Here is a 23013-nt window from a genome sequence, read left to right as displayed (position 1 = left end):
GCCTGACAAGTGCAGCTAGGGAACGAGGAATTGCCATGAGCATCAAGAGCGACAAGTGGATCCGTCGCATGGCCGAGGATCACGGCATGATCGAGCCTTTCGAGCCGGCCCAGGTTCGCAACGTCGATGGCCGCAAGATCATCAGCTACGGCACCAGCAGCTATGGCTACGACATCCGCTGCGCACCCGAATTCAAGGTGTTCACCAACATCCACAGCACCGTGGTGGACCCCAAGAACTTCGATGAGAAAAGCTTCGTCGATTTCGAGGGCGACAGCTGCATCATCCCGCCCAACAGCTTCGCGCTGGCGCGCACGGTCGAGTACTTCCGCATCCCGCGCAACGTGCTGACCATCTGCCTGGGCAAGAGCACCTACGCGCGCTGCGGCATCATCGTCAACGTCACCCCCTTCGAGCCCGAATGGGAAGGCTATGTGACGCTGGAGTTCTCCAACACCACGCCGCTGCCCGCCCGCATCTACGCCGGTGAAGGCTGCGCCCAGGTGCTGTTCTTCGAGAGCGATCCCGACGATGTCTGCGAGGTCAGCTACCGCGACCGTGGCGGCAAGTACCAGGGGCAGGTGGGCGTGACGCTTCCCAAGGCCTGACGGCTTTGGCCCGGCAGACAAGGCCCGCAGCGAAAGCTGCGGGCCTTTTTCATCGCCGGGCCGCCCCAAGATGAAAAGCAGCCCCCTCGGGGGGCAGCGGACCTTGCGCAGCAAGGGGAGCGTGGGGGCCATTTTTCATTCCACCAGCGCCAGGGCGGCGTCGATGCGCGAATGTGCGCCGCAGCTCTCGCGCCGTGCGGCGGCAGCCGTGGCCATGAGCCAGCAGACATCGAGCTGATTGCGCAGCGCATGGCCTGCGGCAGGTGCCAGCCTTTCACGCCATGCCGCAATGCGCTGCACGGCCTGCGCCAGGCCCTGGTCGCTGCGCTGTATGCCCACGCAGTCCTGCATGAGCTGGCGCAACTCCTGCGCGATGGCTGCCGTGTCCTGCTCCTGTGCGCCGGCCTGCAGGGTTGCGGTCGGCTGGGCCGGCGCCGGGGCGGCAGCCGGCTGCTGCGCGATGGCCTGGGCGGCCGCGCGCCCCATCACCACGCATTCGAGCAGCGAATTGCTGGCCAGCCGGTTGGCGCCGTGCAGGCCGGTGCGCGCCACCTCGCCAATGGCGCGCAGGCCATCGACATCCGTGCGCCCGTCGATATCGGCCAGCACGCCGCCGCAGGCGTAGTGGGCGCAGGGGGCCACGGGAATCGGCTGCGTCGCAATGTCGATGCCATGGCTGGCGCACAGGGCCATCACGCCCGGGAAATGCGACTGCAGCCAGGCACGTGGCCGGTGGGTGATGTCCAGGTGCACGAAGGCCAGGCCATGGCGGTCCATCTCGTGCCGGATGGCCCGGGCCACGATGTCGCGCGGCGCCAGTTCGGCCCGCTCGTCATGGGCAGGCATGAAGCGCGTGCCGTCCGGCAGGCGCAGCAGGGCGCCTTCTCCGCGCAATGCCTCGGAGACCAGGCCGGCCGCACGGCCGCCCACCTGCAGTGCCGTGGGATGGAACTGCATGAACTCCAGGTCGCCCACGCGGCAGCCTGCGCGCCAGGCCATGGCCACGCCGTCGCCCGTGGCGGTGGCCGGGTTGGTGGTGGCGGGATAGACCTGCCCCAGCCCGCCCGTGGCCAGCACGGTATGCGCGGCATGCCAGCGCTGCAGGCGGCCATGGGGCAGGCACACCAGCGCGCCTGTGCAGTGCGCAGGCTGTCCTTCGGTCAGCAGGTCCAGCGCGCTGGTGTGCTCATGCAAATCGATGTTCGCGCGCCCCCGGCAGGCGTGCAGCAGGGCGGCGTGCACGGCCTGGCCGGTGCAGTCGGCGGCATGCACGATGCGGCGGCGGCCGTGGCCGCCCTCGCGCGTGAGGTGCAGGCCACCGCTGTCGTCACGCGTGAAAGGCACGCCGTGGGCCACCAGCCAATCGATGGCGGCAGGCGCCTGCTCGAGGATGGCGCGCACGGCCCGTGAATCGCACTGGCCTGCGCCCGCGACCAGGGTGTCTGCCGCGTGTTCGTCGATGCTGTCCTGTGCATCCAGCACGGCGGCAATGCCGCCCTGGGCCCAGGCGCTGGCGCATTCCTCGGCCGCGCCCTTGCTGAGCAGGGCCACGCGCAGATGCGGCGGCAGCGACAGGGCGGCGGCCATGCCGGCCAGGCCGGCGCCGATGATGAGTACGTCCATGGAGGGCTGGGTCATGGCGTGCTCCTCAGGCGGGACCGAAATGCTGGAAGAGCGCCGCATCGCGCGCAAGGTCGCCGCTGGCGCGCACGGGCTGGCGGTGGCCGGCCGCGAAAGCCAGCATGCGTTCGATGGGGCGGCGCGCGGCCTGGGCGATGGCGGGGTCCACCTCGATGGCGCACAGGCCTTGCTCCAGGGCCAGCTCCACGCCGTGCAGGCTGTTCATCGCCATCCAGGGGCACATGGCGCAGCTCTTGCAGGTGGCGCCCTGGCCGGCCGTGGGCGCGGGCAGGAAGGTCTTGCCCGGGTAGCGCATGCGCATGTCGTGCAGGATGCCCTGGTCGGTGGCGACGATGAAGGTGTCGGTGGGCAGCCGGCCTGCCGCGTTGATGAGCTGGGTGGTGGAGCCCACCACATCGGCCTGGGCGGCCACGGCGGCCGGCGACTCGGGGTGCACGAGGATGGCGGCCTGCGGATACTCCAGCGCCATGGCGGCCAGTTCGTCGGCCTTGAACTCGTCATGGACCAGGCAGGAGCCATGCCACAGCAGCATGTCCGCGCCGGTCTGGCGCTGGATGTGGGCGCCCAGGTGGCGGTCGGGAGCCCAGAGGATCTTCTCGCCGCAGGCGTGCAGGTGGGCCACGATGTCCTGTCCCACCGACGAGGTGACCACCCAGTCGGCGCGCGCCTTCACCGCCGCGCTGGTGTTGGCGTAGACCACGACCGTGCGGTCCGGGTGGGCGTCGCAAAAGGCGCTGAACTCGTCGGCCGGGCAGCCAAGGTCCAGCGAGCAGCTGGCGTCGTCGTCGGGCATGAGCACCCGCTTTTCCGGGCTGAGGATCTTGGCGGTCTCTCCCATGAAGCGCACGCCGGCCACGACCAGGGTGCTGGCCTGGTGCTGGGCGCCGAAGCGCGCCATCTCCAGCGAATCGCCCACGCAGCCGCCGGTCTCGCGCGCCAGGTCCTGCAGTTCGCCGTCCACGTAGTAATGGGACACGAGCACGGCATCGCGCTCGTGCAGCAGGGCGCGTATGCGCTCGGCGGTCCGAAGGCGCTGGGCGCGGTCAAGTTCGGGAGGAATGCGGGCCCAGGCCTCGCCGATGCCGCACTGGCCGGCGAGGGAGAAATGGGGCTTGTCGTATTGCACGGATTTGAGCTGCATGGTGGCCGTCCGGGACTGTGGAAAGGGCTGGTGATGGCTGCGAATAATATGCTCAATTTGAGTATTAGTGTGGTGTTTTTTGCCGCACAGGTGTTTTGCGGCAGTCAGGAAACCGAGGGCGGGAAAAGCGGCGCGGGGCCGCCTCAGCGCTGCAGCTGCACGTTGTTGCGGCCTGCGCCCTTGGCCTCGTACAGCGCTTCGTCGCCACGGCGCAGCATGGCGGTGGCAGTGTCCGTGGTGCCGCGCAGCGTGGCCACGCCCACGCTGGCGGTGACGGGCTCGCCATGCGCCATGGGCGTGGCGGCCAGCAGTTCGCGCAGTTGCTCGGCAATGACCACGGCGGCATCGGCCGTGGTGTCGGGCAGCAGCGCCAGGAACTCTTCGCCCCCCATGCGGGCCAGCACGTCGGACTCGCGCAGCCGCATGCGGAAGGCGCGCGCCAGGGTGCGCAGCACGGCGTCGCCCATGTCGTGGCCGTGCTGGTCGTTGATGCGCTTGAAGTAGTCCACGTCGATGACGAGCACGCTCAAGGGGCGGCCGCTGCGGCGCGCCAGCGCCATGGCAAAGTCCAGCTGGAAGTCGAAGCCCCGGCGGTTGAGCAGGCCCGTGAGCGGGTCGCTGCGCGCCTGGTGCTCCAGTTCGGCATTGGCCTGCTGCAGCTGCAGCGTGCGCTCGCGCACCTGGCGCTCCATGGCCTCGTTGGCCGAGCGCAACTGGGCAATGCTGCCGCGCAGCGCCTGCGAAAGGCGGTGCACTTCGCGGCTGCTGTGCAACTGCGGGATGTCGGAGGCCTCACCGCTTCCGTCGATGCCATTGGCGGCACGGGCCAGGCGCTTGAGATCCTGGCTCAGCCTGCGCGCCACCAGCCAGGCGATGACGGCGGCCACCAGCGCGGCTGCCAGGCCGCCGGCCAGCACCTGGTGCATGGCCTGCCGCGCGGGCGCGTAGGCGCTGTCATGCGGCTGGCGGGCCACGATGTGCCAGCCCATGGCCGTTGCCCGGTTGTGGGCCTGCAGCGGCACGGTGGCCGTCAGAAAGCTCTGCGGGCTGTCCTGCCAGCGCGCCACCTGTACGGGCTGCAGCGTCGCATCGGCCGTATCGGCAGACACGGTATGGGCCACCGGCAGGCGCTGGTCCAGGGCCAGCAACGGCTCCAGGCTGTCGCCCGGCGCGTGGATGAGCCGTCCACGCCGGTCGAAGATGAACAGGCCGATCTGCCGGTCGGCGCTGTCGGCCTGCTGCAGGGTCTGCATGGTTTCGCGCACCCATTCCCAGCTGCTGTGCATGCACAGCACGCCCTGGGTGAGATCGCCCACGCGAATGGGCGCCGCGAAGTCCATGAACCGGCGCGGCGCGCCGTCGGCCGCAGGCGGCAGCAAGGCGGACATCACAGGCGAGGAGGCGCGCACATCGCCCACATGGACGCGCTGCAGGCCCGGCTCGAACCAGGGCCGGTCGCTGACATCGAGGCCCACCAGCACCTGGTCGGTCGCGCTGCGCACCGTGCCCTCGGCGTCGGCCACGCCGATCCAGAGGCTGGTGGGCGTCAGCGAACGGGCGCGGTTGAGCAGTGCGCCCACGCCCGGGGCCTCCAGCCCCTGGATCCAGAGCTCCGGCGAGGCGGCCAGCACTTCCACGGTATGGGCGCGGCTGAACAGGCCATCGGACAGCTGCCGGGCGGCGTTGGAGGCCATGGCATGCAGCGAGGCGCTGACCTCGCGCTCCATGCGCCAGCGCAGCAGCTCGCCGAATGCCAGCGACATCAGCACCGTCACGCCCACCAGCAGCGAGCCGAAGACCAGGGCCAGTTGCGTGCGCAGGCCCAGGCGCTGCCAGCGACTGGGCGCGGTGCTGGAAGCCGGGGCGGGGGAATCCGGGGGGAAAAGCTCGTTCAACGCAGAAATCCGCTTTCAACTGTTCTGGAGTGCGGCCCGGCGCATGGCCAGGCGGGTGGCTGCAAGATCCCAGCCACCCCAGCCGCAGCATTTGAACAGCACGGGCGAATCCGAGCGCGGCCATTGCTCGCGCACCACCTGCTCCAGCGTGGGCAGGGCGGCGACATCGATGCCGGCCTGCAGCAGGTCACCGGCCTCATGCAGCGCATCCCCGGTATCGACCACCACGCGGCCCGACTGCAGCAAGCCCTGGCACAGGCCGGGTGCCAGCTCCACCATCTGCGGCGTGAAGGCGCCCACGGCCGAGATGAAGGCATCGCTGCGCGGCGCCTCGCGCAGCACCACGGCCCGGGCGGGCGTGCAGGTCACGATCAGCGGGCAGTGGCGCGCCGCCGCCTCCACATCCTCCACGGCGGTGGCCTGCAGTCCCATGGCCCGGGCCTGGTCGACCAGCGCCTGGGCGCTCTGCGCGCTGCGCGATGCCACCTGAACCTCGCGCACGCCCAGGCCTGCGGCAAAGGCCTGCAAATGGGCCAGGCCCTGCACGCCGGCGCCCACGATCAGCAACGGACCCTGCGGATTCGGCGCCAGCCTTTGCGCGGCCAGCAGCGATACGGCGGCCGTGCGCCGCGCCGTGACTGTCGGGCCGTCCAGGATCAGGCGGCGCTCGCCCGTGGCCACGTCGAAGACCACCACATCCCCCTGGATGGTGGCGCGCGGCGTGCCGGCGTTGCCGGGCGTGAAGCTGATCAGCTTGGTCATGGCCACCTGGCCGTCGGTGGCGGGCATGCAAAACAGGCTGCCACCGGCCGGCAGGGGCATCACGATGCGCGCCGGCACCTGCGCTGCCTGGGGCTGCAGCAGCAGGGCGGCGATCTCTTCGGCCAGTTCGTTCCAGGGCAACAGCCCGGCCGTGGCCTGGGCGTCAAGGGCGGTGGAGGAGGGCATGCTGGAATGGCTCATGGCCGCGACTGTACACAGTAGGCTTGGATCGACCAATTCGCGATGTGTCCAGTGCTGCGCACAGGCCCGTGAGGGCCTGCGCAGGCACTACGATGTCGCCTATGTCACAAAAGCCTTCTTATCCGCGCGAAGAGCCCCGCTGGGACGGTTCGGCGCGGCCCGAAGCTCCGCGCAAGGAATCGGCCCCGCGCTATGAGCAGCAGCGGCGCGGACCCGCGCCCGAGCCGTGGCAGCGCGAGCAGCCGCCCAGCGAGCAGGCTCCCGCGCCCCGCCGGCCCGGCGAGCCTGCACGCGAGCGGCGCAGGCGCGGCGGATGGGGGCTGGGCCTGGCGGTCGTCATCGGCCTGGGCATCGTCGCCGCGCTGCTGGCCGCCATGGTGCTGGTGGCCCGCGAGCAGGTCCTGCGCAGCCAGGCGCCACCCGCCACCGCCCCCATGGCGGTGCAGCCCGTGCGCTGATACACGCCGTATCATTGCCACAGCTGCGGTCGCTGCAGTCCTGCAGGTTCCGACGTAATATCGCCGCCCGATGCTGCAGGCTGCAGCACAGATCCAGGAGTGAACACCATGAGATGGGATGGCAACCGCGAGTCGGACAATGTGGAAGACCGCCGTGACGAGGGAGGCGGTGGCGGCGGCCCCGTCTTCGGCGGACGCAGCATAGGCATCGGCACCATCGTCATCGCCCTGGTCGGCGGCTGGGTGCTGGGCATCAACCCGCTGACCATCCTGGGTGCGCTCAGCGGCGGCTCGCCGGTGCAGGTGCAGCAGCCTCAGGGCCCGGCCCACAAGCCGCCGGCCGATGACAAGCTCGCCCGCTTTGTCTCCACCGTGCTGGCCGATACCGAAGATGTCTGGCGCGATGTGTTCCGCCAGGGCGGCGCCCAATATACCGATCCCAAGCTCGTGCTGTTCCGTGGTGCAACGCCCACGGCCTGCGGCACGGGGCAGTCGGCCATGGGGCCCTTCTACTGCCCTGCCGACCAGAAGGTGTATATCGACCTGGGCTTCTACGAAACGCTCAAGAACCAGCTGGGCGCACCCGGCGATTTCGCCCAGGCCTATGTGATTGCCCACGAGGTGGGCCACCACGTGCAGAACCTGCTGGGCATCAGCGCCCAGGTGGACCGCGCCCGTGGCCGCGTCAGCAAGGTGGAGTACAACCACCTGTCGGTCAAGCTGGAACTGCAGGCCGATTGCCTGGCCGGCGTCTGGGCGAACCGCGCGCAAAGCGCCCGCCAGATCCTGGAGCAGGGCGATGTGGAGTCGGCCATGAATGCGGCATCCAAGATCGGCGACGACGCCCTGCAGCGCGCAGGCGGCGGCGCCGTGGTGCCGGACAGCTTCACGCATGGCACCAGCGCCCAACGCCAGCGCTGGTTCAGCACCGGCCTGCGTACCGGCAGCGTCAAGTCCTGCGACACTTTTTCGGCTGCTTCCCTCTGAGAAGTACCCCCACGCTCGCGTTGCTGCGCAAGCTTCGCCGGCCCCTGCGAGGGGCCGCTTTTTTCATCTGGAGGCTGCCCGGCGATGAAAAAATGCCCGCATTGCGGGCCCTCATACCGGGTTTTTGCGGGTTGCGCTCACACAACGCCATGCTTGTCCAGGTGCCAATTGGCGTTATTGCAACGCACAAATCGCGCTAGGTGCGACAATAGCGCTCTCAATGACAAGCTCTTTCTCCAATCTCCAGCTGGCTGAGTCCCTGGCGCGCGCCGTGGCCGACATGGGCTACGAGTCCATGACGCCCATCCAGGCACAGGCCATTCCGGTCGTTCTGACCGGCAAGGATGTCATGGGCGCCGCCCAGACCGGCACAGGCAAGACGGCGGCGTTCTCGCTGCCGTTGCTGCAGCGGCTGATGCGCCACGAAAATACCTCCGCTTCGCCTGCACGCCACCCCGTGCGGGCGTTGGTGCTTTTGCCCACACGCGAACTGGCGGACCAGGTGGCCCAGCAGATCGCCCAATATGCGAAGTACACCAAGCTGCGCAGCACCGTGGTGTTTGGCGGCATGGACATGAAGCCCCAGACGCTGGAGCTCAAGAAGGGCGTCGAGGTGCTGGTGGCCACGCCGGGCCGTCTGCTTGACCACATCGAAGCCAAGAACGCCGTGCTCAACCAGGTCGAGTACGTGGTGCTGGACGAGGCAGACCGCATGCTGGACATCGGCTTTTTGCCCGATCTGCAGCGCATCCTGTCCCACCTGCCCAAGACACGCACCACCTTGCTGTTCAGCGCCACCTTCTCGCCCGAGATCAAGCGCCTGGCCAGCAGCTACCTGCAGGACCCCGTCACCATCGAAGTGGCCCGCCCCAACGAGACGGCGTCCACGGTGGAGCAGCGCTTCTACAGCGTCAGCGACGACGACAAGCGCTATGCGCTGCGCTCCCTGCTCAAGCAGCGCGACATCCGCCAGGCCTTCGTCTTCTCCAACAGCAAGCTGGGCTGTGCGCGCCTGACGCGTGCCCTGGAGCGTGATGGCCTGCGCGCAACGGCGCTGCACGGCGACAAGAGCCAGGACGAGCGCCTGAAGGCGCTTGAAGCCTTCAAGCGCGGCGAGGTGGATCTGCTGGTGTGTACCGATGTCGCGGCCCGTGGCCTGGACATCAAGGACGTGCCGGCCGTCTTCAACTACGACGTGCCCTTCAACGCCGAAGACTATGTGCACCGCATCGGCCGCACGGGCCGCGCAGGCGCCTCCGGCATTGCCGTGACCCTGGTGACCAACCACGATGCGCGCCTGGTGGGCGAGATCGAGAAGCTCATCAAGAAGAAGATCAACGTCGAGGCCTGCCCCATGGAAGATTTCCGTGGCAGCGCACCGCGTGGTCACCGTTTTGACGAGCTGCCGCGCCAAAGCAGCGGCAGCTACGGTCGTGAACGGGATCGCGGCGCCGAGCGTGGCGATCGCGGCGGTGATGCGTCGCGGGGCAGTTCCGGTTTTGGCCATCGCGGCTCGCGCATGGCCCAGCGCCCGGCGCACTCGGACCCGTTCTTCGACAAGCCCTACGAGGCATCCGCCAGCGTCGATGCGAGCTGGGACAGCCAGGGTGCTGCCGCGCCCAAGGCGGGCAGCGGCATCAAGCCCAAGCGCAAGCTGGCTGCACTGTTCAAGGCGCCTGTTGCACCTGTCGCGCCGGTCCCGCCTGTGGCACCCGTCGCCACTTCCGAGGTCTGAGCGCCGCGCAAGCCGCCTGCCTCACGAAAAACGCCTGCCTTGCAGGCGTTTTTTCATGGGCGCTCGCCCATCGGAGTCGTCCAGGTCAGCCCGAGGCCTGCGCCTGCGGGCAGTCCACCTGGATCAGTTCCCGGTCCGCCAGGTGATCGCCGAAGCGCATCATGCTCAGGCAGCCGCCCCAGACGCAGCCGGTGTCCAGCGCCACCAGGTCGGGCCGGCTGATGTGGCCCAGCGTGGACCAGTGGCCGAACGCAATCGTTGCGCTCGCCGTGGCGCGGCCCGGCACATCGAACCAGGGCATGAGGCCGGGCGCCGCCTGCTCGGCCGACTCGGTGCTGTCGAAATCCATGACACCCTGTGCGGTGCAAAAGCGCAGCCGGGTCAAGGCGTTGACGATGACCCGCAGGCGCTCCCAACCCTGCAGGTCGGGTGACCAGCGATCGGGCTGGTTGCCGTACATGGCCTGCAAGAAATCGGGCAACTGCTTGCTGCGCAGTACCGCATGCACCTCGCCCGCCAGCGCCATCACGTCCTGGCTGCTCCACTGCGGCAGCACGCCGGCATGGACCATCAGCAGTTCCTCGCCATGCGCCATGCGGTGGCTGCGCGCCAGCGGCTGGTGGCGCAGCCAGTCCAGCAACTGATCGCGGTCGGGCGCATCCAGCACCCGGGCCAGCGTGTCGCGCCGGCTGCTGCGGCGCACGCCCTGGGCGGCGGCCAGCAGGTGCAGGTCATGGTTGCCCAGCAGGGCGCGCATGGAGTCGCCGGCGGCCATGCAGGTGCGCAGCACCTTGTCCGATTCCGGACCGCGGTTCACAAGGTCGCCCAGGATGTACAAGGTATCGCGGCTGGCGGAGAAGTCCACGCGGTGCAGCAGGCGCTCAAAGGCGTCGTGGCATCCCTGGATATCGCCGATACAGTAAAGTGCCATGGTCTTCTTTCTGATATACGAACCATGGATTTTCTGCTGATCGCGTTGCTTACGCTGCTCAATGGGGTGTTTGCAATGTCCGAATTGGCACTGGCCTCCAGCCGCAAGGCTCGGTTGGTGGCACTGGCTGAAACAGGCGACAAGGGTGCGGTGGCAGCACTGGCCTTGCTCGAAAACCCCACGCAATTTCTTTCTTCGGTGCAGGTGGGCATCACCTCCATCGGCCTGCTCAACGGCATTTTGGGCGAGGCGGCCTTCAGTGACGGGCTGGCCGCATGGCTGCTGGGCCTGGGAATTCCGGAACGCGCGGCCAGCATTTCTGCCACGGCGCTCGTCGTGACCGTGATCACCTTCGTCACAATCGTCTTCGGCGAGCTGGTGCCAAAGCGCATAGGCCAGCTTTATCCCGAAACCGTGGCCACGGTGGTTTCCCGGCCCATGACCTGGGTGGCGTCCGCCGCAAAGCCCTTTGTGCGGCTGCTGGCCTTTTCCACGCGCGCCATGCTGACTCTGCTGCGCATCAATGAATCCGCAGCGCGCGCCGTGACCGAAGAGGAAATCGTGGCAAGCCTCGCCGAAGGGCGGGATGCCGGAGTGATCGAGGCCAACGAGCACCAGATGGTGCAAAACGTCTTTCACCTCGACGACCGCTCACTGACGTCGATCATGGTCCCGCGCGGCGACGTGCAATGGCTGGATGCCGACATGACCGTCACCGAGGCATTGCAGGCCTCGGCCGATGACCACTCGAAGGGCGGGCATTCCTGGTACCCGGTGTGCCGCAATTCGCTGGATGACGTGGTTGGCATCATCAGCGTGGCGCGCCTGCTGGCATTGGGCTCGGATGCCGCCGGCACCACGCTGTACGAACATGTGCTGCCGGCTTCTTTCCTGCCCGAGACGCTCAGCGCCATGGAGCTGCTGGAGCAATTGCGTGCCCGGTCCGGGCGCATGGTGTTTGTGGTGGATGAATATGGCGTGGTGCAGGGCATCATGACGCCCCGGGATTTGCTCGAGGCGATTACCGGCGAGTTACAGCCTGTGACCGAGGCAGAAGCCTGGGCCATGCAGCGCGAGGATGGCTCCTGGCTATTGGACGGTCTGATGCCCATATCAGAGCTGAAGGCGCGCCTCGATATTCGTGATCTTCCCGATGAGCACCGCGGCCGATACAACACCGTGGCGGGCCTTCTCATGGCAGAAAGCGGTCATTTGCCCATTCTGGGGGAACGGGTCAGCTGTGCAGGCTGGATCTTCGAGGTGATCGATCTCGATGGCAAACGCATTGACAAGGTGCTGGCCATATCGGATTTATCCGAGAACTACTCTTCGCAATAGGCAGCAGCGATATTGTGGGTTTTGCTTACATGCGTCTTGCGCCATGGGCTGATTATGTTTTTATAATGAAAGCTCTTAAACTACTTTCAAGGCGCATACCATGAGCTCTTACAAGGAACTGCTGAAGCAGCGACAGGAACTGGAGCAACAGATCCAGGAAGCACGCAAGCGCGAGCTTGCCGACGCCGTGGGACAGGTTCGCAACTTGATTGCCGAATATGGTCTGACTGCCGATGACGTGTTTCCTGCAGCTCGTGGTCGTACCGCTGGCACAACCGGCGCCAAAGTGGCTCCCAAGTACCGCGATCCCGCAACCGGCCAAACCTGGACCGGACGCGGCAAGCCGCCAAAGTGGATTCAGAATCAGGACCGTGAGAAGTTTGTCATCTGATTTTCCCGTCGCGCATGAAAGAGCCCGCCCAGTGCGGGCTTTTTTCATTGTCATGGCCATTTGTCAAAAGATTGTCTCAGTTGAGAATCTCTATCATCCGCGGCGTAAAGTGTGGATCCGTGTATGGACATTTCCAGAGCGGCGATGCAAAGGCCGATTTTTGGCCGCGCCGCACAGGTGATGGTGGGGCGATGTCCTTTATGGCAGTCTGGTGCGTGGCGAGATGCCCGTTTTTGGGATCTTGATGCGCCTCAATGCCTGGGGGATGCGCGCATGTTTCAGAAGATTCCGAGCATTCTTTGATTTTCTTCAGCGGTGTCCGACTTGAATAATCAGGCCCCGGCCGCCATGGGTGGCGGCAGGGGCACAATACGCACATGAACAAGCAGGTGTTGATTGCCGGCGGCGGCATTGGTGGCCTGGCCGCCGCCATCGGTGCGTCGCGGGCGGGTTGGGAAGTGCGTCTTTTCGAGCAGGCGCCCGCGCTCAGTGAAGTGGGCGCCGGAATCCAGATCGGTCCGAATGTCGTGCGGCGGCTTCAGGCCTGGGGCCTGCAAAAACCGCTGCAGCAGGTGGTGGCATTGCCGGGCAGCCTGCGCGTGCGCAGCGCAGTCACCGGGCAGGAATTGGCGCACATGCCCTTGGGCAGCGAGTCCGTGCAACGCTATGGCGCGGCCTACGCCACCATCCACCGGGCCGATCTGCAGCAATTGCTGCGGGAAGCCGCTCAGACTTATCCGGGCATGCACCTGAACCTGGGCCAGCCCATCGAGAGCTTTTCCGAGACCGACGGCGTGGTCACCGTGCGAACCCGGGCCGGCAAGCTGATCGAAGGCGATGCCCTGGTCGCCGCCGACGGCGTGCGCAGCGTTCTGCGCCAGCAGTTGCTGGGCGACGGCCCGCCGCGTGTCACCGGGCACCTGGCCTACCGCGCCCTGGTGCACCAGGCCCAGTTGCCCAAGCGCCTGCGGGCCACCGATGTCACGGCCTGGCTGGGCTCGCGCATGCATGCCATCCAGTACCCCGTGCGCCGGGGCGAGCTGCAGAACCTGGTGATCATCATCCAGGGCCCGGCGCCCGAGGATCTGGCGAACTGGGACCATGCGGGCAATCTCGACGATCTGGTGCGGGTGCTGCAGGGCAGTTGCCCCCAACTGCTGGACCTGGTCCAGCATGTGCCGGCGGCCGGTGGCGACTGGCGGCTGTGGCCGGTGGGGGACCGTCCGCCCGTGCAATCGGCCGCGCAGATGGCGCGCGGCGTGGTGGCCTTGCTGGGCGATGCGGCCCATCCCATGCGCCCCTATCTGGCCCAGGGCGCCGGCATGGCGATTGAAGATGCAGCGGAGCTGCAGCGTGCCCTGTCCATGCACGATCTCGACGTCAACATGCGCCTGCGCCGCTACGCGCTCAACCGCTGGCAGCGCAATGCGCGCGTGCAGGCACGCTCGCAGCGCAACGGCCGCATCTTCCATGCCACGGGTCCCGTGCGCTGGGGGCGTGACCTGTCGCTGCGCCTGCTGGGTTCCCGGCTGATGGATCTGCCCTGGCTGTACCGTGGCGATGGCTCGGCCGCCAACGCCTTGTAGAGGCACAGACTCCGGCCGCTAGGCGGCGGATGCCTGGCGCAGCAGCGGCGAGGAGGGCAGGAAACGGAACGCGGTCGACGCGCCCACCAGCGTGGCTGCAATCGAGATCATCACGGCCTTGTAGGGCTCCACGCCCCAGGCCTCGGCCCAGGCCGCCACCCAGCCCGTGAACCATTGCACCAGGGCCACGCCCAGGAACATGGCCATGGTGAACAGCGACAGCGCGCGGCCGGTCATCTCTGGGGGGTAGGAAGCGCGCACATCGGCGTACTGCAGCACCGAATAGCCCGACAGCAGGCCCATGGCGAAGATCAGCGCCACATTGGTCCAGCCATGGTGCAAAAAGGCCATGAGCATGAACAGGCTGCCCATGAGCAGCGAGTAATTGGTGAGCCAGCGCCGGCGCCGTCCTGGGCCGGGGTCCATGCGCCCGAAAATCGCGGGGCTGAACAGCGAGATCATCGATACGACCAGCGCCACATTGCCGCTTTCCACCAGCGAAAAGCCATAGCGATGGATGAGCAGCGGCCCCAGCCACAGGCCGCGCAGCGCCAGAAACGATGCATAGCAGGCCATGGCCAGCAGGACGATGCCCAGCGTGTGCGGCAGCGTGAACAACTCGGCCATGCGGCGTGCCGCCACGCCCCAGCTTTCCCGTGCGGCGGTCTGTGCTCCGCTGCGGGCGGGCTCGTGCACGCGCCACCAGATCAGCAGCCACGACAGGGCCGACATCACGGCCAGCAGCGCAAAGCCCGAGCGCCAGCCGAAATGCTGGACCAGCCAGGCCAGTGGCGTGCCTGTGAACAGCAGCCCCAGTCCGCCGACACCCATGCCCACGCCCGACAGAAAGGCAAAGCGGTCCATGGGAAAGTGGCGCGAGATGAACATGGTGCAGGCCAGAAAGGCGGGCGAGCAGCCCACGCCGATCAGCAACTGGCCCACCATCAGCCAGCCGTAATTGGGTGCGGCGGCGGACAGTGCCGACCCCGCAATCGCCAGCGGAAACGACAGCAGCACCGTGCGCCGCAGGCCGTAGAGGTCCATGCCGATGCCCATCAGCAGCTGGGCCACGCCGAAGGACAGGCCGAACAGGCCGGCGAAGGCGCCCAGCGACTGGGCCGTGAGCCCGAAATCCTGCTGCAGACCCGTGGCCATGACCGAGGTGATGGTGCGAAAGGCCTGGCTCAGCGCAAAGGCCGAGAGCAGGGACAGCAGCATGGCCCACAGCAGCTGGCTGCGCGGCGGCGGTGCTGCGGGGGAGGTCTGCGAAGCCTCTGTGTGTATGTTGTTGTGTGGGGGCTGTTGTGGCGCTGCGGACACGGTATTTCTCCTGGCGCCGCAGCTTACCTGTTTGCGCGCCTGCGCGCTGTCGCCACCGCAGCGGTCTGCCGTCGGTGGCGCCCGCCAGTTCTTACAGCTCGGTGCGCAGCGCCCAGATTTCGGGGAACAGCACCACGTCCAGCATCTTGCGCAGGTAGCTGACACCACCGGTGCCGCCTGTGCCGCGCTTGAAGCCGATGACGCGCTCCACCGTGGTCAGGTGGCGGAAGCGCCACAGGCGGAAGGCGTCCTCGATGTCGGCCAGCTTTTCGCCGAGCTGATACAGGTCCCAGTGCTTGTGGGGATCGCGGTAGACGGTGATCCAGGCCTGCTTGACGCCCTCGCTGGCCTCATAGGGCTGGGTCCAGTCGCGCTCCAGCCGGTCGGCGGGCACGTCAATGCCTTCGCGCGCCAGCAGCTGCAGGGACACGTCGTAGAGCGAGGGCGAGCGCCATGCCGCTTCCACCTGGGCCAGCAGATCGGGCCGGTGGGCATGGGGCTGGAGCATGGCGGCGTTCTTGTTGCCCAGCGAGAACTCGATGCAGCGGTACTGGTAGCTCTGGAAGCCGCTGGAGTTGGCCAGGTAGGGGCGCATGGCCGTGTACTCGGGCGGGGTCATGGTGGACAGCACGGTCCAGGCGCTGACCAGCTGCTCCATGATGCGGCTCACGCGGGCCAGCATCTTGAAGGCGTCGGCACGCGTGCCGCCTGCGATGGCGGCCGTGGCGGCTCGGACCTCATGCAGCATCAGCTTCATCCACAGCTCGCTGGTCTGGTGCTGGATGATGAACAGCATCTCGTCATGCGCGGGCGACAGCGGATGCTGTGCCGTGAGGATCTGGTCCAGGTGCAGGTAGTCGCCATAGCTCATGGACTGGCTGAAGTCCAACTGGGCGCGCTCCTCTTTGACGATGGATTCGGTGCGGCCGGGGCTGTTCATGGGGCAGCCTGAGTGTTCGGTGGTCATGTGGGAGTCTCGCAAGTCTCGACGCGGAAAATGCAGGGCGCAGCGTAACCGAATCCCGCGCTGAAATCCTGCGGGTTGCAAGAAGCGGGATGCGCGGGTGCTCCGGGCTGCGTAGAGTAGGGCATCCGACGACCCAGAAAGACATGCCGTGTCCAACCAAGCCATGAATCAAGCCAGCGATGCCACTGCCAACCCCACGGCCCTGGTGGCCCGATGCTGCCGCTGGCTGGAGACCGAGGAGCCCCCGCCTGCCCTGGGCCAGCTTGCCGAACGCTCGGGCCTGAGCCCCTGGCAACTGCACCGATTGTTCAAGCAGGCCACGGGCCTCACGCCCAAGGCCTATGCCAAGGCCCATCGCGCGCATGCCCTGCGCGCGGCGCTGCAGCCGGGCCAGAGCGACTCGGTCACCGATGCGGCCTACTCCAGCGGCTATGCGGCCAGCAGCAGTTTCTACCGCGACGCAGGCGCCATGCTGGGCATGGCGCCCGGCGACTACCGGCGCGGCGGCATGCGCCAGACCATCCGCTTTGCCGTGGCCGAATGCACGCTGGGCAGCATCCTCGTGGCCAGTACCGAGCGCGGCGTGTGCTGCGTGCTGCTGGGCGACGACGCCGAGGCCCTGGTGCAGGACCTGCAGCAGCGCTTTCCGCTGGCCGAGCTGGTGGGCGGCGATGCGGGCTTCGAGCACACCGTGGCCCAGGTTGTGGCCCTGGTCGAGCAGCCGCGCCGCGGCCTGGCGCTGCCGCTGGATGTGCAGGGCACGGTCTTCCAGCAGCGCGTGTGGCAGGCGCTGTGCGCCATTCCGGCCGGCCAGACCCTGAGCTATTCGGAACTGGCCCTGCGCCTGGGCATGCCCACCGGCGCCCGCGCCGTGGCCAGCGCCGTCGCTGCCAACCCGATTGCCGTGGCCGTGCCCTGCCACCGCGTGGTGCGCAACGACGGCAGCATCTCCGGCTACCGCTGGGGCGTGGAGCGCAAGCGTGCCCTGCTGCTGCGCGAGGCGCGCCAGGCGCAGGAGGCCGCTGGCCGGGAGACAGGGCGGGAGAGCGGCCGAGCCCCGCTGCGCCAGGCCGGCAAGGCATGAGCGGGCGGCGTGGCGGCCACAGCCATGGCGCAGAGCAGCAACTGACGCTGCCGGCCGGCTACCGCATGACCGAGTTCTGGGGCTTTCACCGGCGCGATGCCCAGCGCCTGTCCGAATGCGATCTGCAGGACGCCGACACCATCCGCATGCACAAGGGCCTGATGTGGAAAGGCCTTCCCACGCTGCTGACCCTGGAGCTGACGCAGCAGTGCGAAGAGGCGGCCGTGGTGCAGGCCCGATGGCGCCTGCCCGCCGATGCAGGCGCCATCACCGGCATGGACGATGTGCTGGCCGCCATGCTGCGGCGCATGTTCGGACTGTCCCAGGATGTGGGCGAATTCGAGCGCCGTTTTGGCCGCCATGCGCGGCTGGGGCCGCTGCTGGCGCGCCAGCGTGGCCTGCATGTGCCCGCGGCCTGCACGCCCTGGGAAGCGCTGAGCTGGGCCGTCACCGGGCAGCAGATCAGCGTGGCGGCAGCCGTGTCGCTGCGCCGCCGCCTGATCGCCGCAGCCGGCCAGCCGGTGGCGCTGCACGATGGCCATGCCGACGCGCCGCAGCAGCTGTGGTGCATGCCGGAGGCCGCCCAGCTGGCGCAGCTCGGTGAGGAGGATTTGCGCGCCGCCGGCTTTTCGCGGAGCAAGACGCACACGCTGCGCCTGCTGGCCCAGGCTGTGCAGTCCGGTGAATTGCCGCTGGACGACTGGGCGGCCCTGCCTGAACTGCCGGTGGCCGAGATCCGCGAGCGGCTGCTGGCCCTCAAGGGCATAGGCCCGTGGACCGTGAACTACATGCTGCTGCGCGGCTATGGCCACCTGGACGGCCCGCTGCACGGTGATGTGGCCGTGCGCCGGGCCCTGGCCCTGCTGCTGAAGACGGACGCCATGGACGCGGTGCAGACCGAGTTATGGCTGCGGGACTTCGCGCCCTGGCGCGCCCTGGTCGCGGCCCATCTCTGGGCCTCGCTGTCGTCCACGGCGTTCTGAAGGGCTGGCTCCAGGCTTCAGGTCACCGCATTGACGCGGTTGAACTCCGGCTTGCGCCATTCGCCCGATTCCAGCACCTGGCGCAGGTGCTCCACGGCATGCCAGACATCTTCGAATCCCACGTACAGCGGCGTGAAGCCGAAGCGCAGGATGTCCTTGTGCAGGCCCGTGCCGTCGCCCTTGCGGAAGTCGCCGATCACGCCGCGCGCGATCAGCGCCTGCACGATGGCATAGGCGCCGCTGTCCTTGCCGTCCACGCCCAGCCCTTCCTCGCGCGTCAGGCAGACCTGGGAGCCGCGCCGGCCGTGCTCGCGCGGCGTGGCCAGGCCCAGGCCGTGGCCCTGGCAGCGTTCCTCGACCAGGGCGATGAACAGGTCGGTCAGCGCCAGCGACTTGTTGCGCAGCGCGTCCATGCCGCCCAGCGGCTCCACGGCCGTGAACACGTCCAGGCCGCACTGCAGCACGCTCAGGCTGACCATGGGCTGGGTGCCGCACAGGTAGCGCTGTATGCCCTGGGCCGGGTGGTAGTCCGGCACGAACTTGAAAGGCTCGGCATGGCCGAACCAGCCCGACAGCGGCTGCCAGAAGCGGTTGATCAGGCGCGGGTTGGCCCAGACAAAGGCCGGCGCGCCCGGGCCGCCGTTGAGGTACTTGTAGCTGCAGCCGATGGCGAAGTCGGCATTTGCGCCCTTGAGATCGACAGGCACGGCACCCGCGCTGTGGCACAGGTCCCAGACGCAGAGAATGCCCTTGCCCTGCGCGGCAGCCGTCACGGCAGCCATGTCGTGCATGGCGCCCGTGCGGTAGTTGACATGGGTGAGCATGCAGATGGCCACCTCGTCGGTCAGCGCGCCGGCAATTTCCTCGGGTTCGAGCAGCACCAGCTCCAGGCCGTATTCCTGGCAGACCGACTGGGCGATATAGAGGTCGGTGGGGAAGTTGCTGCGCTCGCTGATCAGGCGCTTGCGCTGCGGCGCGTCCTCGCGCGCGATGCGGGCCGCCGCTGTCAGCACCTTGTAGAGGTTGATGGAGGCCGTGTCGGTGAACACCAGCTCACCCGCGCCCACGCCCAGCCAGGGGGCGAACTGGTCGCCCAGGCGCTGGGGCAGGCTGATCCATCCAGCATCGTTCCACGAGCGGATCAGGCCCTGCGCCCATTCCTGCTGCACCACCTCGGCCACGCGCGCGGCGGCGGCGCGGGGGCTGGCGCCCAGCGAATTGCCGTCAAGGTAGATCACGCCTTCGGGCAGCGTGAATTGGTCGCGCAGGGCGCGCAGCGGGTCTTGCGCATCGAGGGTGAGGCAGTCTTGCAGGCTCGTCACGGGGTCTCCTTGGGTATCGAAAAGGCGAAAGGCGCGGGCAGGGCCGGCGCCGCAATGCGGGCAGGGATCAGGACAGGGCGCGCAGCACGGCGCGCACGGGCGAGGCATCGGCCTCGACCAGTTTGAGCGGCAGGGCGATGAGCTCGTAGTCGCCCTCGGCCACCTCGTCCAGCACCAGGTTCTCCAGCACGCGCAGGCCGCGCCGGCGGATCACCTGGTGGCTGTCCAGGCTCTTGCTGCTGGCCGGGTCGATGCTGGCCGTGTCTATGCCGATGAGCTTCACGCCCAGATCGGCCAGCCGCTCGACCGTGGCCGGTGCATAGGCGGCCAGTTCCTGGTCCCAGGTGGTGGGCGCGCGCTCGTAGGTGCGCACCAGCACGCGTGCCGGAAGATGCTCCACGGCGTGGGCGATGTGCTCCCATTCGACCAGCGGTCCCTTGCCGATGGCGTGGATCACGCGGCAGGGGCCGAGGAAGGCGTCAAGATCCACGTTGCCGATGGATGCCCCGTCGGCCTCGTAGTGCAGCGGTGCATCGGCATGCGCGCCCACATGGGGCGAAAGCGTGATGGCGCTGACATTGACCGGGCAGCCCGGCCCGATGGTGGCGCACCACTGCTGGCTGTAGGCCGTGTCGCCGGGAAAGACGGGGCTGGCGGCCTGCACGGCCGGGGAGATGTCCCAGAGTCTGCGGGTCATGGCTTCAGTCCTTCTTGCGCGCTTGTGCGCGGGGCCGGTACCACAGCGCATACACCAGGGCCAGCAGGCCCAGGAAGGGCAGGCCGGTGAGCAGCGTCATGTGGAAGACCTCGGTGAAATAGGTGGTGACGATCACGCCCAGCATCAGCGCGGCGCCGGCCAGCGTGAACAGCGGAAAGCCCCACATGCGGAACTGCAGGCGCTGGCCCGGATGCTCGCGCGACCAGCGCGCGCGGAAGAACAGATGGGTCACGAAGATCATGAACCAGGTGAACATGGCGCCGAACATGGACACGGACATCATCCACAGCAGCGAGCCCTCGGGCTTCCACAGGTTCACGGCCACGGCCACGGCAATGCCCAGGCAGGAGATGGCAATCGCCGCCACGGGCACGCCGCGGCTGTTCAGCCGCCCGAACACCGAGGGCGCATAGCCGCCGCGCGACAGGCTGAACATCATGCGCGAGGTCACATACAGCTGGCTGTTCATGGCCGACAGCGCGGCCACCAGCACCACGAAGTTGATGATGCTGGCAGCGCCCGGGATGCCGATGATCTCCATCACCTTCACGAAGGGGCTCTTGTCCGTGCCGGCCTGCTGCCACGGCACGATGGCAAGCATCAGCGCGATCGTGGCCAGGTAGAAGATCACCAGGCGCGCCATGGTAGTGCGAAAGGCCCGGGTGATGGCGCGCTTGGGGTCCTCGGCCTCGCCGGCCGCCACGGCCACGGCCTCCAGGCTCAGGTAGCTGAAGATGGCGATGATCACGGCCACCCAGGTGCCCCACAGGCCCTTGGGGAAGAAGCCGCCATCGGCCGTGTAGTTGAAAAAGCCGATGCCCTGGGGCTGCGACCCGAACACCACCCAGGCGCCGATCAGGATGAAGGCCACGATGGCGATGATCTTGACCATGGAAAAGCCGTACTCCACCTGGCCGAAGGCCTTGACGCTGCTGGCGTTGACGGCCACCAGCGCGCCCGAGAACACCAGCACCCAGATCCAGCGCGGCACGTCCGGGAACCAGTAGCCCATGTAGATGCCGATGGCCGTCACCTCCATGCCCACGGCCAGCACCACGGCGGCCCAGTAGGCATAGCGGACCATGAAGCCGGCCAGGGGGCTGATGTAGTGCTCGGCATAGGCGCCGAACGAGCCCGAGGTCGGGTGGGCCACCGTCATCTCGGCCAGGCAGCCCATGAGCAGCAGCGAGATCAGCGCGCCGATGGCGTAGCTGACCAGCACGCTGGGCCCGGCGAAGCCGATGGCGAAGGCGCTGCCCATGAACAGGCCGGTGCCGATGGCGCCGCCAATGGCGATCATCACCATCTGGGCGGCGGACAGCTGCTGGCGCAGGCCGGTTTCTCGTTGCTGAATGTCTTGGAAGGCGGCCATGGTGCGCGGCAGGTGGGGGCTGAAAGCGGAAGGCGTAAGTATCTGCGCTTTCACCGCCGGCCCCGGGCTGGCCGCTGCAAAACCATGGGAGGGTCCGGCTCAGGCGCCGCGTGCGTAGCAGCCCGGCGTCAGCGCATGGTGTGCCTTGAAGGCGCGCTGCAGGTGCGCCTGGTCGGCAAAGCCCATGGCATAGGCGGCCTCGGACAGCGCTGCGCCCGTGGCCAGCAGGCGGCGCGCGCCGTTGATGCGCAGGTTCAGGCGGTAGCTGCCGGGCGTCATGCCCGTGGCGGACTTGAAGCGGCGGATGAAGCGCGTGGCGCTCATGCCGCATTCCTGGGCCAGGGACTGCACGGTCAGGCTTGCATCGGGCCCCGCATGCAGGCGCTGCAGCGCGGGGGCCAGGGCCGCCGCATCGCCGGGCAGGGGCAAGGCTGCGGGCTGGGCACAGCGGTCCAGCAGGTGCTCCAGGCCCAGGGCCAGGCGGTCGGCGGCCGCCGTGCCATCGACGGGGCGGCACAGGCCATCCACCAGGCGGGCAATGTCCGCATCCGTGAGCGTGCGTCGGGGAAAGCGCAGCGCGGCCACGCCCAGCCGCGCGTGCAGCCAGTCGGCATCGACAAACAGCATGCGGTAGGACCACGGCGCTCCAGGGTCGGGATTGCAGGCATGCCAGGCGCCGGGCTCGATCAGCACCACGCCGCCCGCTTCCACAGGCTGCGGTCCGTGGGCATGGTGGAACACGGTACGGCCCGCGTCCACGATGCCGATCGAGTACTCGGCATGCATGTGCAGGCGAAAGCAATGCGGTGAGCGCGCGCTGTCGCGCAGCTCGGCCCAGGGGGCGGCCGGATGGCGGTGGAAGCGGTGGGGAGAGGGTGAAGTCATGGCGGCCGGCCATCATGCCAGCATGGCCGCCACGCTGGCGACCAGCAGCAGGGCCAGCAGGCGGTGGAACAGGCGCTGGCGGCGTTCGGTGCGCAGCCAGCCCGAAAGCAGCTGCCCCAGCAGCGCCCAACTGCCGACCCCCACCAGGCAGGCCAGCAGCGAAATGGCGCAAAACTGCAGCAGCGCCCACGGGGCATTTGCGTGGGGCAGCACGAACAGGCCCACGCCGGCCAGCGCCACCAGCCAGGCCTTGGGGTTGAGCGTCTGCACGGCCGTGCCCTGCAACAGCGCTTGCAGCAGGGCCTGCAGCGTGCGCTGCGATCCGCCGTCTTGCTGCCCCCCGGCCTGGCCCACAGGCGCATTGGCCAGCCGCCAGGCCAGCCACAGCAGATAGGCGGCGCACAGCCACTGCGCGGCCGTGGACAGTTGCGGCAGCGTCTGCAGCAGCCACTGTGTTCCCTGGCCCATGACCCAGACCACGGCCGCATAGCTGGCGCTGGCGCCCAGCACATAGGCGGCAGAGACCAGGCGCGAGCGGGCTGCGCCGTGGCGCAGGGCCAGCACATTGACGGGGCCGGGCGTGATGGCGCCGACGAGGGTGAAGACGCCCATGGCGAGCAGCGAGGAGGACATGAGATTTCGCGCGGACGCAGGACTGCACAAGGCCTGCAGTCTCGTCCCGCACGCC

General features: G+C 68.1%; 22 protein-coding genes. 10 read left to right on the top strand and 12 right to left on the bottom strand.

The features are described 5' to 3' along the window. Window positions 1-35 precede the first annotated feature (35 nt). Window positions 36-608: a dCTP deaminase gene (gene dcd / locus AC57B5_RS12065; RefSeq protein WP_013803686.1), complete on the top strand. Its 573-nt coding sequence runs from the start codon at window positions 36-38 to the stop codon at window positions 606-608. A 135-nt stretch (window positions 609-743) separates the two neighbouring features. On the opposite strand, the gene nadB is transcribed toward dcd, so the two are convergent. From nadB to AC57B5_RS12045, 4 genes are all read right to left on the bottom strand, one after another. Next, a complete protein-coding gene (gene nadB, locus AC57B5_RS12060) occupies window positions 744-2246 on the bottom strand; it encodes an L-aspartate oxidase (RefSeq protein ID WP_496399605.1) in 1503 nt (500 codons plus the stop codon). 10 nt (window positions 2247-2256) lie between these two features. Beyond that, complete coding sequence (nadA, locus tag AC57B5_RS12055) at window positions 2257-3390, bottom strand: quinolinate synthase NadA (RefSeq protein ID WP_496399604.1); 1134 nt, start codon at window positions 3388-3390, stop codon at window positions 2257-2259. Between the two features lie 143 nt (window positions 3391-3533). Continuing rightward, window positions 3534-5285 (bottom strand): diguanylate cyclase, encoded by a 1752-nt coding sequence (locus AC57B5_RS12050; RefSeq protein ID WP_496399603.1) that lies wholly within the window; start codon window positions 5283-5285, stop codon window positions 3534-3536. Between the two features lie 15 nt (window positions 5286-5300). Then, on the bottom strand, window positions 5301-6248 hold the full coding sequence (locus tag AC57B5_RS12045) for a delta(1)-pyrroline-2-carboxylate reductase family protein (RefSeq protein ID WP_065346726.1): 948 nt from the start codon (window positions 6246-6248) through the stop codon (window positions 5301-5303). 101 nt (window positions 6249-6349) lie between these two features. Between AC57B5_RS12045 and AC57B5_RS12040 the strand changes: the two genes are divergently transcribed. The 3 genes from AC57B5_RS12040 to AC57B5_RS12030 all read left to right on the top strand — a co-directional run bounded on the left by AC57B5_RS12040 (window position 6350) and on the right by AC57B5_RS12030 (window position 9428). Then, on the top strand, window positions 6350-6706 hold the full coding sequence (locus AC57B5_RS12040) for a hypothetical protein (protein ID WP_224986416.1): 357 nt from the start codon (window positions 6350-6352) through the stop codon (window positions 6704-6706). 108 nt (window positions 6707-6814) lie between these two features. Beyond that, complete coding sequence (gene ypfJ / locus AC57B5_RS12035; RefSeq protein ID WP_012204077.1) at window positions 6815-7693, top strand: KPN_02809 family neutral zinc metallopeptidase; 879 nt, start codon at window positions 6815-6817, stop codon at window positions 7691-7693. A 220-nt stretch (window positions 7694-7913) separates the two neighbouring features. After that, on the top strand, window positions 7914-9428 hold the full coding sequence (locus AC57B5_RS12030; protein WP_496399602.1) for a DEAD/DEAH box helicase: 1515 nt from the start codon (window positions 7914-7916) through the stop codon (window positions 9426-9428). An 85-nt stretch (window positions 9429-9513) separates the two neighbouring features. Here the strand turns inward: AC57B5_RS12030 and AC57B5_RS12025 are convergent, their stop codons facing one another. Beyond that, entirely contained in the window at window positions 9514-10359 is an 846-nt protein-coding gene (locus tag AC57B5_RS12025; protein WP_496399601.1) for a symmetrical bis(5'-nucleosyl)-tetraphosphatase, read from the bottom strand. Window positions 10360-10383: 24 nt separating this feature from the next. Here AC57B5_RS12025 and AC57B5_RS12020 point away from each other — a divergent pair, with 24 nt between their 5' ends. The 4 genes from AC57B5_RS12020 to AC57B5_RS12005 all read left to right on the top strand — a co-directional run bounded on the left by AC57B5_RS12020 (window position 10384) and on the right by AC57B5_RS12005 (window position 13674). Next, the gene (locus tag AC57B5_RS12020; protein ID WP_012204080.1) at window positions 10384-11697 is read left to right on the top strand and encodes a hemolysin family protein; all 1314 of its coding nucleotides are present in this window, start codon (window positions 10384-10386) and stop codon (window positions 11695-11697) included. Between the two features lie 100 nt (window positions 11698-11797). Beyond that, window positions 11798-12088, top strand: coding sequence for an H-NS histone family protein (locus AC57B5_RS12015; RefSeq protein WP_012204081.1), 291 nt, complete (start codon window positions 11798-11800; stop codon window positions 12086-12088). 123 nt (window positions 12089-12211) lie between these two features. Beyond that, complete coding sequence (locus AC57B5_RS12010) at window positions 12212-12391, top strand: hypothetical protein (protein WP_143290083.1); 180 nt, start codon at window positions 12212-12214, stop codon at window positions 12389-12391. A 74-nt stretch (window positions 12392-12465) separates the two neighbouring features. Beyond that, window positions 12466-13674, top strand: coding sequence for an FAD-dependent monooxygenase (locus AC57B5_RS12005; protein ID WP_013803678.1), 1209 nt, complete (start codon window positions 12466-12468; stop codon window positions 13672-13674). Window positions 13675-13692: 18 nt separating this feature from the next. Here the strand turns inward: AC57B5_RS12005 and AC57B5_RS12000 are convergent, their stop codons facing one another. Continuing rightward, window positions 13693-14994, bottom strand: a complete 1302-nt coding sequence (locus tag AC57B5_RS12000) for an MFS transporter (protein ID WP_012204083.1) — start codon at window positions 14992-14994, stop codon at window positions 13693-13695. A 91-nt stretch (window positions 14995-15085) separates the two neighbouring features. After that, entirely contained in the window at window positions 15086-15961 is an 876-nt protein-coding gene (gene kynA, locus AC57B5_RS11995; protein ID WP_034391164.1) for a tryptophan 2,3-dioxygenase, read from the bottom strand. Between the two features lie 163 nt (window positions 15962-16124). Between kynA and ada the strand changes: the two genes are divergently transcribed. Next, the gene (ada, locus tag AC57B5_RS11990) at window positions 16125-17045 is read left to right on the top strand and encodes a bifunctional DNA-binding transcriptional regulator/O6-methylguanine-DNA methyltransferase Ada (RefSeq protein WP_012204085.1); all 921 of its coding nucleotides are present in this window, start codon (window positions 16125-16127) and stop codon (window positions 17043-17045) included. After that, on the top strand, window positions 17042-18028 hold the full coding sequence (locus AC57B5_RS11985; protein WP_496399600.1) for a DNA-3-methyladenine glycosylase family protein: 987 nt from the start codon (window positions 17042-17044) through the stop codon (window positions 18026-18028). Before ada ends, AC57B5_RS11985 begins: the two co-directional genes overlap by 4 nt. 17 nt (window positions 18029-18045) lie before the next feature. Here AC57B5_RS11985 and kynU read toward each other — a convergent pair whose 3' ends face one another. From kynU to AC57B5_RS11960, 5 genes are all read right to left on the bottom strand, one after another. Further along, window positions 18046-19350 carry a kynureninase gene (gene kynU, locus AC57B5_RS11980; RefSeq protein WP_063326908.1) on the bottom strand — a complete coding sequence of 435 codons (1305 nt, stop codon included), beginning with the start codon at window positions 19348-19350 and terminating at the stop codon, window positions 18046-18048. Between the two features lie 67 nt (window positions 19351-19417). Then, window positions 19418-20047: an arylformamidase gene (kynB, locus tag AC57B5_RS11975; protein WP_496399599.1), complete on the bottom strand. Its 630-nt coding sequence runs from the start codon at window positions 20045-20047 to the stop codon at window positions 19418-19420. Between the two features lie 4 nt (window positions 20048-20051). Continuing rightward, window positions 20052-21440, bottom strand: a complete 1389-nt coding sequence (locus AC57B5_RS11970) for an amino acid permease (RefSeq protein WP_013803671.1) — start codon at window positions 21438-21440, stop codon at window positions 20052-20054. Window positions 21441-21539: 99 nt separating this feature from the next. After that, complete coding sequence (locus tag AC57B5_RS11965) at window positions 21540-22325, bottom strand: helix-turn-helix domain-containing protein (protein ID WP_496399598.1); 786 nt, start codon at window positions 22323-22325, stop codon at window positions 21540-21542. A gap of 12 nt (window positions 22326-22337) precedes the next feature. After that, window positions 22338-22958, bottom strand: a complete 621-nt coding sequence (locus AC57B5_RS11960) for a LysE family translocator (protein ID WP_496399597.1) — start codon at window positions 22956-22958, stop codon at window positions 22338-22340. Window positions 22959-23013: the final 55 nt, after the last annotated feature.

The sequence above is a fragment of the Delftia sp. BGA-UO-ETr-SB1 genome (genome assembly GCF_059567865.1).
This window is presented reverse-complemented; position numbering and strand designations above follow the sequence as displayed.

What these genes read in the sequence shown, in the direction of transcription:
- AC57B5_RS11985 (WP_496399600.1), top strand. Translation starts at nt 17,042, where the DNA reads ATGAGCGGGCGGCGTGGCGGCCACAGCCATGGCGCAGAGCAGCAACTG.
- ada (WP_012204085.1), top strand. Translation starts at nt 16,125, where the DNA reads ATGAATCAAGCCAGCGATGCCACTGCCAACCCCACGGCCCTGGTGGCC.
- AC57B5_RS12020 (WP_012204080.1), top strand. Translation starts at nt 10,384, where the DNA reads ATGGATTTTCTGCTGATCGCGTTGCTTACGCTGCTCAATGGGGTGTTT.
- AC57B5_RS12010 (WP_143290083.1), top strand. Translation starts at nt 12,212, where the DNA reads ATGGACATTTCCAGAGCGGCGATGCAAAGGCCGATTTTTGGCCGCGCC.
- AC57B5_RS12045 (WP_065346726.1), bottom strand. Translation starts at nt 6,248, where the DNA reads ATGAGCCATTCCAGCATGCCCTCCTCCACCGCCCTTGACGCCCAGGCC.
- kynA (WP_034391164.1), bottom strand. Translation starts at nt 15,961, where the DNA reads ATGACCACCGAACACTCAGGCTGCCCCATGAACAGCCCCGGCCGCACC.
- nadB (WP_496399605.1), bottom strand. Translation starts at nt 2,246, where the DNA reads ATGACCCAGCCCTCCATGGACGTACTCATCATCGGCGCCGGCCTGGCC.
- AC57B5_RS12040 (WP_224986416.1), top strand. Translation starts at nt 6,350, where the DNA reads ATGTCACAAAAGCCTTCTTATCCGCGCGAAGAGCCCCGCTGGGACGGT.
- AC57B5_RS12005 (WP_013803678.1), top strand. Translation starts at nt 12,466, where the DNA reads ATGAACAAGCAGGTGTTGATTGCCGGCGGCGGCATTGGTGGCCTGGCC.
- AC57B5_RS12015 (WP_012204081.1), top strand. Translation starts at nt 11,798, where the DNA reads ATGAGCTCTTACAAGGAACTGCTGAAGCAGCGACAGGAACTGGAGCAA.
- AC57B5_RS12030 (WP_496399602.1), top strand. Translation starts at nt 7,914, where the DNA reads ATGACAAGCTCTTTCTCCAATCTCCAGCTGGCTGAGTCCCTGGCGCGC.
- AC57B5_RS12025 (WP_496399601.1), bottom strand. Translation starts at nt 10,359, where the DNA reads ATGGCACTTTACTGTATCGGCGATATCCAGGGATGCCACGACGCCTTT.
- AC57B5_RS11960 (WP_496399597.1), bottom strand. Translation starts at nt 22,958, where the DNA reads ATGTCCTCCTCGCTGCTCGCCATGGGCGTCTTCACCCTCGTCGGCGCC.
- dcd (WP_013803686.1), top strand. Translation starts at nt 36, where the DNA reads ATGAGCATCAAGAGCGACAAGTGGATCCGTCGCATGGCCGAGGATCAC.
- AC57B5_RS11970 (WP_013803671.1), bottom strand. Translation starts at nt 21,440, where the DNA reads ATGGCCGCCTTCCAAGACATTCAGCAACGAGAAACCGGCCTGCGCCAG.
- ypfJ (WP_012204077.1), top strand. Translation starts at nt 6,815, where the DNA reads ATGAGATGGGATGGCAACCGCGAGTCGGACAATGTGGAAGACCGCCGT.
- AC57B5_RS11965 (WP_496399598.1), bottom strand. Translation starts at nt 22,325, where the DNA reads ATGACTTCACCCTCTCCCCACCGCTTCCACCGCCATCCGGCCGCCCCC.
- nadA (WP_496399604.1), bottom strand. Translation starts at nt 3,390, where the DNA reads ATGCAGCTCAAATCCGTGCAATACGACAAGCCCCATTTCTCCCTCGCC.
- kynB (WP_496399599.1), bottom strand. Translation starts at nt 20,047, where the DNA reads ATGACCCGCAGACTCTGGGACATCTCCCCGGCCGTGCAGGCCGCCAGC.